This is a genomic window from Variovorax sp. ZS18.2.2 (assembly GCF_024701975.1).
Classification (GTDB): domain Bacteria; phylum Pseudomonadota; class Gammaproteobacteria; order Burkholderiales; family Burkholderiaceae_C; genus Variovorax.
The window spans coordinates 539,101-551,783 of record NZ_JANLNM010000002.1; the positions used below are offsets into that span (position 1 = coordinate 539,101).

12 protein-coding genes are annotated in these 12,683 nt (G+C 65.7%); 6 read left to right on the forward strand and 6 right to left on the reverse strand.

The genetic code is table 11. From position 1 onward, the window contains the following. Positions 1–12: 12 nt before the first annotated feature. From NU688_RS12990 to NU688_RS13015, 6 genes are all read right to left on the reverse strand, one after another. The gene (locus NU688_RS12990) at positions 13–1,263 is read right to left on the reverse strand and encodes a DUF1479 domain-containing protein (RefSeq protein ID WP_257861032.1); all 1,251 of its coding nucleotides are present in this window, start codon (positions 1,261–1,263) and stop codon (positions 13–15) included. 29 nt (positions 1,264–1,292) lie between these two features. After that, a complete protein-coding gene (locus NU688_RS12995; protein ID WP_257861033.1) occupies positions 1,293–2,414 on the reverse strand; it encodes an ABC transporter ATP-binding protein in 1,122 nt (373 codons plus the stop codon). A 3-nt stretch (positions 2,415–2,417) separates the two neighbouring features. Then, entirely contained in the window at positions 2,418–3,269 is an 852-nt protein-coding gene (locus NU688_RS13000; protein ID WP_257861034.1) for a carbohydrate ABC transporter permease, read from the reverse strand. Further along, entirely contained in the window at positions 3,262–4,128 is an 867-nt protein-coding gene (locus NU688_RS13005) for a carbohydrate ABC transporter permease (RefSeq protein ID WP_257861035.1), read from the reverse strand. The genes NU688_RS13000 and NU688_RS13005 overlap by 8 nt, the downstream gene beginning before the upstream one ends. Positions 4,129–4,177: 49 nt before the next feature. Then, positions 4,178–5,443 carry an ABC transporter substrate-binding protein gene (locus NU688_RS13010; RefSeq protein WP_257861037.1) on the reverse strand — a complete coding sequence of 422 codons (1,266 nt, stop codon included), beginning with the start codon at positions 5,441–5,443 and terminating at the stop codon, positions 4,178–4,180. 142 nt (positions 5,444–5,585) lie between these two features. Continuing rightward, on the reverse strand, positions 5,586–6,563 hold the full coding sequence (locus NU688_RS13015; RefSeq protein ID WP_257861038.1) for a LacI family DNA-binding transcriptional regulator: 978 nt from the start codon (positions 6,561–6,563) through the stop codon (positions 5,586–5,588). A 228-nt stretch (positions 6,564–6,791) separates the two neighbouring features. Between NU688_RS13015 and NU688_RS13020 the strand changes: the two genes are divergently transcribed. Genes NU688_RS13020 through NU688_RS13045 form a run of 6 tightly spaced genes read left to right on the forward strand, consistent with a single transcriptional unit; the run spans position 6,792 to position 12,655 of the window. Then, a complete protein-coding gene (locus NU688_RS13020) occupies positions 6,792–7,562 on the forward strand; it encodes an ABC transporter ATP-binding protein (protein ID WP_013542391.1) in 771 nt (256 codons plus the stop codon). Then, a complete protein-coding gene (locus tag NU688_RS13025; protein WP_257861040.1) occupies positions 7,562–8,269 on the forward strand; it encodes an ABC transporter ATP-binding protein in 708 nt (235 codons plus the stop codon). Before NU688_RS13020 ends, NU688_RS13025 begins: the two co-directional genes overlap by 1 nt. A 34-nt stretch (positions 8,270–8,303) precedes the next feature. Continuing rightward, a complete protein-coding gene (locus NU688_RS13030; RefSeq protein WP_257861041.1) occupies positions 8,304–9,503 on the forward strand; it encodes an ABC transporter substrate-binding protein in 1,200 nt (399 codons plus the stop codon). A gap of 28 nt (positions 9,504–9,531) precedes the next feature. Beyond that, a complete protein-coding gene (locus tag NU688_RS13035; RefSeq protein WP_257861042.1) occupies positions 9,532–10,725 on the forward strand; it encodes an ABC transporter substrate-binding protein in 1,194 nt (397 codons plus the stop codon). Positions 10,726–10,770: 45 nt separating this feature from the next. Continuing rightward, the gene (locus NU688_RS13040; RefSeq protein WP_257861043.1) at positions 10,771–11,646 is read left to right on the forward strand and encodes a branched-chain amino acid ABC transporter permease; all 876 of its coding nucleotides are present in this window, start codon (positions 10,771–10,773) and stop codon (positions 11,644–11,646) included. 10 nt (positions 11,647–11,656) lie between these two features. Beyond that, positions 11,657–12,655, forward strand: coding sequence for a branched-chain amino acid ABC transporter permease (locus NU688_RS13045; RefSeq protein WP_257861044.1), 999 nt, complete (start codon positions 11,657–11,659; stop codon positions 12,653–12,655). The last annotated feature ends 28 nt before the right edge of the window (positions 12,656–12,683 follow it).

A 12,683-nucleotide genomic window follows, 5' to 3' on the forward strand; every position in this document is an offset into this window, starting at 1 on the left:
AAATGGGGTTCGTCAATCCCAGGCGCGCAAGCCCATCTGCCGCAGCCCGAGGGGCGTCAGGTCGTCGGGTGTGGCGCGGCCTTTGAAATCGACCTCGTAGTCTTCGGGTGCGAAATCGGGGCTGCTGCGTCCGGCCAGGAAGGCCGGCGCCTGCCGCTCCATGAAAACGCGGTTCTTCTCGCACCAGGGCGCTGCAGAGATGTAGATCACGCTGCTGTGCTGGCTGCCGCGGTGCTCGTCCTCAACGGCATGGATCACGTCGGAGTGCCACCACACGGTGTCGCCGGGCTCCACCAGCGGAATCGGGATCAGCCCGTCGCGCAACTCGGCATGCCACTCGGCGGTGGCGCCGAGCGCGCGGCCCGGCTGCGCGCCGCAGAGGTCGCCTTCGGGCACGTCGGGCTGCAGTGCGCGCAGCAGCATCCAGGGCGCGGTGCGCGCGATCGGCACCAGCCGAAGCGTGCCGTCGCCCGGGCCCTGGCGCGAGAGTGCTGTCCAGCCCTGGAAGGTGCGAAAGGCCGAGCAGACCGCAGGGGAGGGAATCTCGCGCGTCTCGGTGCGGCCCTCGGCATCGAAGGGGTCGAAGCGCGCGAGGTCGCCTTCGAACACCTCGCGGTACACGTGCCGGAAGGTCGGCTCGCACCAGCGCTCGACCGAGCCGCCATCGGAGTGTGGCGACAGGCCCAGTGTCGAATCGCCGGGCTCGCGGCGGCGGATGCGGTCAGCGTAGTTGGCCTGGCGGTCGGGGTCGAAGAAGCGGGTGCCGTTCTTCTCGAAGGTCCAGAGGCGGTTGAGGAAAGCGCGCGTCGCGTGCATGCGCTCGTCCTGCCGCGCCTGCATCTGCGGGCGCGACCAGTAGAGGCCGAAGATCTGCGGCCGGCCCGAGGCCAGCGCGCTGAAGTACTTGTCGAGGCCCGCCTTGGCGCGTGCGTGTGCGTAGTAGTCGTTGCCGTCGATGTAGCGATGGATTTCTTCGTTCCACGCCTGTACCTGCGCCGCGTCGAACACGCCGCGCACCACCACGCAGCCGCGCCGGTGGATGCGCGCGATCTGTTCGGGCGACACGCGCCCGTGCGCAATGTCGGCATAGGCCAGTTCGGGCACCGCGCCACCGCTGGCCTGCTCGGCACGCACCATGGCCACTTCGTCCTCGAGGAACTCGGTTTCGAGCGCGAAGCGACGGGCGAGATCGGGCACGCTGGTGCGCAGGGCGCGCTGGGCCTGCACCACCGCGTGGGGAATGTCGTTCATCCAGTCGGTCATGGGCGTCCTCTCCTTGCCATGCTGTGCCGTCAGGCGATCAGCGTTTCCGTCTCGGTGTCGAAGAAGACGATCTTCGACAGGTCGATCGCGAAATGCGCCGTGGCTCCGGGCTGCAGCGTCACGTCGGGCGGCAGGCGCGCGGTGAAATCATGCCCGCCAAGGTCGAGCAGCACCAGCGTATCTGCACCGGTCGGCTCCACCACCTGCACGCGCGCGCTCACCAGCCGCTGCGAACCCTGCGCCGCGGCGTCGGCACCTGCCAGCCCGACCGCCTCGGCGCGCAGCCCCACGATCACTTCCTGGCCCGCATAGGCATGCAGTTGCGCGGGCGTCAGCGACAGCGGCAGGTCGATGCGCACCGCACCGCCGCCGCCGGCGGTCAGCAGCTCCAGCCCGCCGGCAGGCGACATCGCCACCCGCATGCGCAGCAGGTTCATGCGCGGCGAGCCCATGAAGCTCGCGACGAAGGTGTTGGCCGGCCGGTTGTACACCTCGTGCGGCGTGCCCAGTTGCTGCAGCACGCCGCCCTTCATCACCGCGATGCGCGTGGCCAGCGTCATTGCCTCGATCTGGTCGTGCGTGACGTAGACGATGGTGGCGTTGAGCCGCTGGTGCAGCTTCTTGATCTCGGTGCGCATGTCCAGCCGCAGCTGCGCATCGAGGTTGGAGAGCGGCTCGTCGAACAGGTAGAGCTGCGGCTCGCGCGCCAGCGCCCGGCCGATGGCCACGCGCTGGCGCTGGCCGCCCGAGAGCTGGCGCGGCTTGCGGTCCATCAGGTGGCCGATCTGCAGCAGCTCACCCACCTTCTTCACGCGCTCGGCGCGCGCGGCCTTGTCGACCTTGCGCATCTCCAGCGGGAATTCGATGTTCTTGGCCACCGTCATGTTGGGGTAGAGCGCGTACGACTGGAACACCATCGAGATGTTGCGCTCGGCGGGCGCGGTCTTCGTGATGTCCGCGCCATTGAGGCGCAGCTCGCCCCCGGTGGGCTCCTCCAGCCCCGCGATGATGTTCATCAGCGTGCTCTTGCCGCAGCCCGAAGGGCCGACCAGCACGAGGAACTCGCCGTCCTTCAGCGTGATGGAGATGTCGTGAAGTATCTGGACGGGGCCGAAGCTCTTGCGAATACCAATCAGGTCCAACGAAGCCATTCACTAACCTTTGACCGAGCCGGCCATCAGGCCGCGCACGAAATATTTTCCGGACACCAGATACACCACCAGCGTGGGCAGCGCCGCAATGAACGCCCCCGCGAAATGCACGTTGTATTCCTTGACCCCGGTGGAACTGTTCACAAGGTTGTTGAGCGCCACCGTGATCGGGAATGAGCTGTAGTCGCTGAACGAAGCGCCGAACAGGAATTCGTTCCAGATATTGGTGAACTGCCAGATCACCGTCACCACGATGATCGGCGTGCTGTTGGGGAGCAAGATGCGCAGCAGCACCCCGAAGAAGCCCGCCCCGTCCATGCGCGCCGAATGCACCAGTTCCTGCGGAAAGGCCGCGTAGTAGTTGCGGAAAAAGAGTGTGGTGAAGCCGATGCCGTACACCACGTTCACGAAGATCAGCCCCGTCACCGTGCCCGCGATGCCGAGGAACCCCAGCGTGCGCGCCATCGGGATCAGCACGATCTGGAACGGAATGAACACCGAGAACAGCATCGCCGCGAACAGCAGGTGCGCGCCGCGGATGCGGTACTGCGTGAGGATGTAGCCGTTCAGCGCGCCGATGAGCGTGGAGATGGCTACCGCCGGCACCACCAGCAGGAACGAGTTGATGAAGTAGGGCTTCAACCCCGTGGGCTGCACGCCGATCTGTGCCGTGCTCCAGGCCGCGCGCCAGGGCTCGAGGGTCCAATCGATGGGCAGCGTCATCAGGTTGCCGCTGCGGATTTCTTCCAGCGGTTTCAGCGAATTGATGACCATCACGTAGACCGGCATCAGGAACACGAAGGCCAGCACCAGCAGCACGGCGTAGAGAACGAAGCGCATCGCGCGTTCAGCCATGTTTCGCCCCTCGCATCTCGCGCAGCAGGTAAGGCACCACCACGACGCCGATGGCCGCGAGCATCAAGACCGAACTCGCCGCACCCACCGCCATCTCGTTGCGCGTGAAGGTGTACTGGTACATGAACACCGAGGGCAGCCAGGTCGAGCGCCCCGGCCCGCCGTTGGTGAGCGCGATCACCAGGTCGTACGACTTGATCGCCATGTGCGCCAGGATCACGAAGGCCGAGACGAACACCGGACCGAGCTGCGGGATCACGATGCGCGTGTAGATCTGCCAGGGCCGCGCGCCATCGACCCGTGCCGCGCTGATCTGCTCGCCGTCGACGCCGCGCAGCCCCGCGAGGAACATCGCCATCACGAAGCCGGTGGTCTGCCAAACGGCGGCGATGACCACGCAGTAGATCGCCATGTCGCCGTCCTTGATCCAGCCGAACGAGAAGCCGCTCCAGCCCAGGCTCTGCAGCGTGTGCTCGATGCCCACGCCGGGGTCGAGCAGCCACTTCCACGCCGTGCCGGTCACGATCAGCGAGAGCGCCATCGGGTACAGGTAGATCGAGCGCAGCACGCCCTCGGCGCGCACCTTCTGGTCGATGAGGATCGCCAGCGCAAGGCCCAGCGCCATCGCCACGACGATGTAGAGGCTCGCGAAGATCGCCAGGTTGCGCAGCGACACCTCCCAGTTCTCCAGCCCCAGCAGCCGTTCGTAGGCGGCCGTGCCAGCCCACTCGGTGGTGGGCAGCATGGTCGATGTCGTGAACGACAGGTAGACCGTGAACATGATGTAGCCGTACACGCACACCAGCACGAGCAGGGCGCTCGGGGTCAGCAGCAGCTTGGGCAGCAGTCCGGCCTTCATGAACGCGCAGGCACGCCGGACACCCTGGGCACTCTGGAGCGGCAGCGCATCAGTTCTTCGCGGCCGAGACCATGGCAGCGACTGCCTTCTTGTCGTCCAGTTGGCCGTTGAAGTGGCGCGTGATCACGTCGTAGAACGCGTTCTTGATCGAGGCCGGCTCCGCATGGCCGTGGCCGATGGAGCCCACCAGCGTGTTGGCCTTGCTGGCTTCGGCCAGGTCCTTGATGGCCTTCTTGCCGCAGGCGTCGAAGGCGGTGTCGGGCACGTCGGTGCGCGCGGGGGCCGAGCCCTTGGCCACGTTGAAGGTCGACTGGAAGCCCGGGTCCATGATCGCGGCGGCGAGCTTCTGCTGCGCGGCGGTCTTGCCGGCGTCCTTGAGCGTGAACATCACGAACTGGTCGGCGTTGAAGGTGACCGTGCCCTGCGTACCCGGGAAGCGGAAGCAGGCGAAGTCCTTGCCCGGCACCAGCTTGGCGTTGACGAACTCGCCCTTGGCCCAGTCGCCCATGATCTGGAAACCGGCCTTGCCGCCGATCACCATGCCCGAGGCCACGTTCCAGTCGCGGCCCGAGAAGTCCTTGTCCACCAGCTTGCGCAACTGCGCCATGCGCTGGAACACCTTCTCGGTGGTGGGCGAATTGATGGTCTTGGTGTCGAGATCGATGAAGGCCTTGCGGTAGTAGTCGACGCCGCCGGTGGCCATGGCCACGCTGTCGAACAGCGTCGCGTCCTGCCACGGCTGGCCGCCGTGGGCGAGGGCGATGAAGCCGGCCTTCTGCACTTTCTCTGCGGCGGCGATGAATTCATCCCAGGTCTTCGGCTCGGCCGTCACGCCGGCCTTCGCGAGCACGGCCTGGTTGGCCCAGACCCAGTTGGTCGAGTGCACGTTCACCGGCGCGGCGATCCACTTGCCGTTGTACTTCGAGAATTTCTGCAGGGCGGGGGGCACCACCTTGTCCCAGCCGTCCTTCTGCGCGAGCGCGTTGAGGTCGGCGACCACGCCCTGCTTGCCCCAGTCGAGGATGTCGAAGCCCAGCATCTGCGAGGCGGTGGGCGGGTTGCCCGAGGTCACGCGGGCGCGCAGCGCGGTCATCGCGGCCTCGCCACCGCCGCCGGCCACGGGCATGTCGTTCCACTTCACGCCCTGCTTCTCGAGGTTGGCCTTGAGCACGTTGAGCGCGCCGGCCTCGCTGCCCGAGGTCCACCAGTGCAGGACCTCCACGCTTTGCTGCTGGGCCATGGCGGCGGTGCCGGCAAGACCGATGGTGAGACCAACGGCAAGGCTTGTTGCGAGTGCGACGGCGTTCTTCTTCATGTGTTTCTCCGGTTGCAGGGTGCGCGGCAGTTTAGGCAGCGCTGTCTGCCTTCCCGCCTTGTGCTTTCCCGGACGAAACACGGCGTTGGCAGCGCAACAAAGGCCGCCTTGCCGGAGAGAAAAACGCGAGGAAGAGGGGGCTTCAGCCCACAGTGCTCTGCCGCACGATGAGCTCGACCGGCAGCGTGTTCAGGCGCGGCAGCGAGCTGCCCTGCATTGCCAGTTCGACGCCCATGCGGCCCAGCGCCTGGCGGTCCACGCGCACCGTGGTGAGCGGCGGCTTGGCCGATGCCGCGGTCAGCACATCGTCGAAGCCCACGATCGCGACGTCCTCGGGCACGCGCAGGCCGGCTGCGAGGCAGGCATCGAGTGCCGCGAGCGCGGCCATGTCGTTGCAGGCGAACACGGCATCTGGCGGTTTGCGCAGGCGCAGCAGCTGCTGCATTGCAGCGAAGGCGCCACGGTCGTGCGGCAGGCCCAGCGGCGCGACCACCTCCAGCTCCGGATCGGCGAGGACGCCCGCCTCGAACAGTGCCCGTCGGTAGCCCTGGGCCCGCTCCAGGATGCTCACATGCGCGAGCGATCCCGCGATGTAGGCGATGCGCTGGCGGCCGATGTCCAGCAGGTGGCGCGTGGCCAGGAAGCCGCCGGTCGCGTTGTCGGGGTTCACCGCGAGCATGTCGCGCAACGAGAAGTCGATCAGCGCGAAGGGCAGTTCGAGCCCGGCCACCATGTCGAGCACCTCGGTCTCGAAGAAGCCCGCCGCCAGGATCATGTCGGGCTCGTGCAGACGCAGCTGTTCGCGGATCGGGTCGGTCGGGCCGCAGGTGAGCAGCGTGGGCACGATGCCGAACTCGCGGCAGGCGTCCTCCACCCCGTGCAGCACGTCGGAGAAGAAGGGGTTGACCGAGAAGTGGCTGTGCTGGCGATGCACCATGAAGACCAGCCGCTTGGCCTTTGCGCTGCGCAGGCGCCCGGCGTTGTAGCCGACGTCGCTGGCGATCTTGCGGATCATGCGGCGGGTGTCGTCCGAGAGGCCGCGCTGGTTCTTCAGTGCGCGCGACACGGTGCTGATCGACACACCGGCGGCCTCGGCCACATCGCGGATCGTTACGGTCATGGATTGCATGGAGGGTTGTCGGGCGGGAAGCCGCATTGTCACTGCGATGACAGTTGGTGATCGTGCATAACTTCCCTGCTGTGCGCAGGTTGCAGTGCAGCATAGGCATTTGCCCCAGTATGCAAGTGCGGGTCGCCCACCAACAATCGGTCCGCGCTCCATGGTGGCGCGCGCCGAGATGGACTGCATGACCGACTTCTTTTTTCCGAACCCGGGCGACCTCGCGAGATGAGCGACGTCATCCTCGAAACACGCCAGCTCACCAAGGAATTCAAGGGGTTCACCGCGGTCAGCAAGGTCAACCTCTCGGTGGTGCGCGGCTCGATCCACGCGCTCATCGGCCCCAATGGCGCCGGCAAGACCACTTGCTTCAACCTGCTCACGAAATTCCTCGAGCCGACCACGGGCACGATCCTGTTCAACGGGCAGGACATCACCGGCGAGCGCCCCGCGCAGATCGCGCGGCGCGGCATCATCCGCTCGTTCCAGATCTCGGCCGTGTTCCCGCACCTGACGCTGCTGGAAAACGTGCGCCTCGGGCTGCAGCGGCGCCTGGGCACCTCGTACCACTTCTGGAAAAGCGAGAAGTCGCTCAAGCCACTGGATGCCAGAGCCCGCGAGCTGCTGGCTGAAGTCGGCCTGGAAGAACTCGCCGACGAGCAGACGGTGAACCTGCCCTACGGCCGCAAGCGCGCGCTCGAGATCGCCACCACGCTGGCGATGGAGCCCGAACTGATGCTGCTGGACGAACCCACGCAGGGCATGGGCCATGAAGACGTGCACCGGGTGGCCGAACTCATCAAGCGCGTGTCGGCCGGACGCACCATCCTGATGGTCGAACACAACATGAGCGTGGTCTCCACCATCGCCGACACCATCACCGTGCTGCAGCGCGGCGCCGTGCTGGCCGAAGGGCCCTACGCCGAAGTCTCGAAGAACCCGCAGGTCATGGAGGCCTACATGGGCACCACTGACGGCGAAATGCAGGGCGCGCACTGATGACCGCCGCACTCGAAATCAAGGGCCTCCAGGCCTGGTACGGCGAGTCGCACGTGCTGCATGGCGTGGACATGGTCGTGCAGCCCGGCGAAGTCGTCACGCTGCTGGGCCGCAACGGCGCAGGCCGCACCACCACCTTGCGCGCGATCATGGGTTTGACCGGCGCCCGCAAGGGCAGCATCGAAGTCAACGGCAAAGAGACCATTGCGATGCCGACGCACCGCATCGCGCACCTCGGCATCGGCTACTGCCCCGAGGAACGCGGCATCTTCGCGAGCCTGTCGTGCGAAGAGAACCTGATGCTGCCCCCCGAACTCAAGGGCGCCGGGCCGGGCATGTCGGTCGAAGAGATCTATGCGATGTTCCCCAACCTGGCCGAGCGCCGCCACAGCCAGGGCACGCGCCTTTCGGGCGGCGAGCAGCAGATGCTGGCCGTCGCGCGCATCCTGCGCACGGGCGCCAAGCTGCTCCTGCTTGACGAGATTTCCGAAGGTCTCGCACCGGTCATCGTGCAGGCGCTGGCCCGCATGATCACCATGCTGCGCGCCAAGGGCTACACCATCGTGATGGTCGAGCAGAACTTCCGCTTCGCCGCGCCGCTGGCCGACCGCTTCTACGTGATGGAGCACGGCCGCATCGTGGAGAAGTTCGGCGCGGCCGAGCTCGAAGCCAAGATGCCTGTGCTCACCGAGTTGCTCGGCGTCTAGGTTCATTCACCCGTTGCTTCTGCTGGAGACAAACATGAAAAACAGGCTCACCGCATTCGCCCTGGCTTTCAGCGCACTGGCGCTGGCCACGGCCGCCCAGGCGCAGGCCCAGGACAAGATCAGGATCGGCTTCGTCACCGACATGTCGAGCCTGTATGCCGACCTCGAAGGCAAGAACGGCGCGCTGGCGATCCAGATGGCGATCGACGACTTCGGCGGCAAGGCGGCCGGCAAGCCGGTCGAGCTGCTGACGGTGGACCACCAGAACAAGCCCGACATCGCCGCCTCCAAGGCGCGCGAGTGGATCGACACGCAGGGCCTGACGATGCTGTTCGGCGGCACCAACTCCGGCGTCGGCCTGGCGCTGGCCAAGGTGGCGGCCGAAAAGAAGCGGGTGTACTTCAACAACGGCGCCGCATCGTCGGTGCTGACCAACGAACAGTGCTCGCCCTACACCGTGCATTACGCCTACGACACCGTGGCGCTGGCCAAGGGCACCGGTGCGGCCGTGGTCGACGGCGGTGGCAAGACCTGGTTCTTCCTGACTGCCGACTACGCCTTCGGCCATGCGCTGGAAGCCGACACCTCCACCGTCGTCAAGGCCAAGGGCGGCACGATCGTCGGCGCGGTGCGCCACCCGCTCAACGCGTCCGACTTCTCGTCGTTCCTGCTGCAGGCGCAGAACTCCAAGGCCCAGATCCTCGGCCTGGCCAATGCGGGCGGCGACACCGTCAACAGCATCAAGGCCGCCAAGGAATTCGGCATCGGCAAGACCATGAAGCTGGCCGGCCTGCTGATCTTCCTGAGCGACGTGCACAGCCTGGGCCTGAAGAACACCGAAGGCCTGCAGTTCACCACCAGCTGGTACTGGGACCTGAACGACGACACGCGCAAGTTCGCCAAGCGCTTCTTCGACAAGGCCAAGCGCATGCCCACCGAGATCCAGGCTGCCGACTATTCGGCCACCATGACCTACCTCAAGGCCGTGGATGCCGCGAAGTCGGACGATGCCGACAAGGTCATGGCAGAGCTCAAGAAGATGAAGCTCCACGACTTCTTCGGTTCGGGCCAGATCCGCGCGGACGGTCGCTACGTGCACGACATGTACCTCATGCAGGTCAAGTCGCCCGCCGAATCGAAGACCCCGTGGGACTACTACAAGCTCGTGAAGAAGCTGCCCGGCGACACGGTGTTCACCACCAAGGCCGAGTCCAAGTGCGCCCTCTGGAAATAACCCACCGATACCCCTCTCAGGACCTCCCATGAAAAAAGCATTCGCCTTCACCGCCGTTTTCGCTGCTGCAGCACTGGCCGCCGGCGCCGCCCAGGCCCAGGACAAGGTCAAGATCGGTTTCATCACCGACATGTCGAGCCTCTACGCGGACGTGGAGGGCAAGAACGGCGCCCTCGCGATCCAGATGGCCATCGACGACTTCGGCGGCAAGGTCAACGGCATGCCTATCGAGCTCCTGTCGGCCGACCACCAGAACAAGGCCGACATCGCCGCCTCCAAGGCGCGCGAGTGGATCGACACGCAGGGCCTGACGATGCTGTTCGGCGGCACCAGCTCGGGCACCGCCCTGGCCATGGCCAAGGTGGCGCAGGAGAAGAAGCGCGTCTTCATCGTCAACGGCGCGGGCAGCTCGGCGCTCACCAACGACCAGTGCACTCCCTACACCGTGCACTACGCCTACGACACCGTGGCGCTGGCCAAGGGCACCGGCGGCGCGGTGATCGCGCGCGGCGACAAGAGCTGGTATTTCCTGACGGCTGACTACGCCTTCGGCCAGGCCCTCGAAGCCGACGCCACCAAGGTGGTGAAGGAGAAGGGCGGCACCGTGCTCGGGAGCGTGAAGCACCCGCTCAACACGTCGGACTTCTCTTCGTTCCTGCTGCAGGCGCAGAACTCCAAGGCACAGGTGCTCGCGCTCGCCAATGCCGGCGGCGACACCATCAACTCGATCAAGGCGGCCAAGGAATTCGGCATCACCAAGTCGATGAAGATGGTGGGCCTCCTGGTGTTCGTGACCGACGTGCACAGCCTGGGCCTGAAGAACACCGAGGGCCTGCTGCTCACCACCAGCTGGGACTGGAACCTGGACGACAAGACGCGCGCCTTCGGCAAGCGCTTCTTCGAGAAGACCAAGCGCATGCCCACCGACATCCAGGCCGCCGACTACTCGGCCACCATGACCTACCTGAAGGCCGTGCAGGCCGCCAAGACGGTCGATGCCGACAAGGTGATGGAGACCATCAAGGCCACGCCCATCGACGACTTCTACGCCAAGGGCACCGTGCGCGCCGACGGCCGCTTCGTGCACGACATGTACCTGGTGCAGGTCAAGTCGCCGGCCGAATCGAAGCAGCCGTGGGACTACTACAAGGTGATCCAGAAGCTCAAGGGCGAAGAGGTCTTCACGACCAAGGCCGAGAGCAAGTGCGCCCTCTGGAAGTGATCTCCCGCGGGCGCCGCCGCGGCGCCCGGGTTCGTTGAAACGCTTATGAACATTTCCCTTCCTGCCTTGTTGAGCCAGCTCCTCCTGGGGCTGGTCAACGGCTCGTTCTACGCCATCCTGAGCCTCGGGCTGGCGGTGATCTTCGGTTTGCTCAACGTCATCAACTTCGCGCACGGCGCGCTGTTCATGCTGGGGGCCGTCCTGACCTGGATGGCCATGGAGTATTTCGGCATCAACTACTGGGTGATGCTGGTCGCGGCGCCTATCGTCATCGGTCTGTTCGGCGTGGTGATCGAACGGCTCTTGCTGCGCTGGATCTACAAGCTTGACCACCTCTACGGTTTGCTTCTCACGCTCGGCCTCACGTTGCTGATCGAGGGCGTGTTCCGCTCGGTCTACGGCGTCTCGGGCCTGCCCTACGACGCGCCCGATGCGCTCTCCAGCGCCACCGACCTCGGCTTCATGGTGTTGCCCAACTACCGCGCCTGGGTGGTCGTCGCCTCGCTGGTGATCTGCTTTGCCACCTGGTACGTGATCGAGAAGACGCGCCTGGGTGCGTACCTGCGCGCCGGCACCGAGAACCCGCGCCTGGTGGAGGCCTTCGGCGTCAACGTGCCGCTGATGATCACGCTGACCTACGCCTTCGGCTGCGCGCTCGCGGCCTTCGCGGGCGTGCTGGCTGCGCCGGTGATGCAGGTGTCGCCGTTGATGGGGCAGAACCTCATCATCGTGGTGTTCGCCGTGGTCGTGATCGGTGGCATGGGCTCGATCATGGGCGCGATCCTCACGGGCCTGGGGCTCGGGGTGATCGAGGGCCTCACCAAGGTTTTCTACCCGGAGGCTTCCTCCACTGTCGTTTTCGTGATCATGGTCATCGTGCTTTTGATTCGCCCCGCCGGCCTGTTCGGCAAAGAGAAATAAGGCGGACGGCATGAACATGAAAAAGATATCCACCGTCGTCTACGCGCTGCTGCTGGTTGCGCTGGTGCTCGCGCCGTTCTTCGGCGCCTACCCGGTGTTCGTGATGAAGCTCATGTGCTTCGCGCTGTTCGCTGCGGCCTTCAATCTGCTGCTGGGCTTCACCGGCCTGCTGTCCTTCGGCCATGCGGCCTTCCTGGGCGGCTCCGCGTACGTGGCAGGCCATGCGATGAAGGTCTGGGGCCTCACGCCCGAACTGGGCCTGATTGCAGGCACCCTGAGCGGCGCCTTCCTCGGCTGGATCTTCGGCATCGTGGCCATCCGCCGCCAGGGCATCTACTTCGCGATGATCACGCTCGCACTCGCGCAGATGATGTTCTTCGTCGCGCTGCAGGCCCGGTTCACCGGCGGCGAAGACGGCCTGCAGGGCGTGCCGCGCGGCAAGCTCTTCGGCGTCATCGACCTGTCGAACGACCTCACGATGTACTACGTCGCGCTGGTGGTCGTGGTGGCCGCGTTCCTCTTGATCGTGCGCACCATCCACTCGCCGTTCGGGCAGGTGTTGAAGGGCATCAAGGAGAACGAGCCGCGTGCGCTCTCGCTGGGCTACGACGTGAGCCGCTTCAAGCTGCTGGCCTTCGTGATCTCGGCGGCGCTTTCGGGCCTGGCCGGCTCGCTCAAGACGCTGGTGCTGGGTTTCGCCACGCTGTCGGACGTGCACTGGACCGCCTCGGGCCAGGTCATCCTGATGACGCTGGTGGGTGGCCTGGGCACGCTCTCGGGTCCGCTGGTCGGCTCTGCGGTGGTGGTGCTGCTGGAGAACAAGATCGGCGAACTCGGCAACTTCCTCGCGCGCATCACGACCATCGACTGGTTCAACACGCTGGGCGAGTCGGTGACCATGGTCACGGGCCTCATCTTCGTGATCTGCGTGCTCGCGTTCCGTAAAGGGATCATGGGCGAGATCATTGCGTTCATCGACCGGCGACGCGCCAAGCAGGCAAAGGAATAAGCAAGAAAGGGAGCACAGGCTCCCTTTT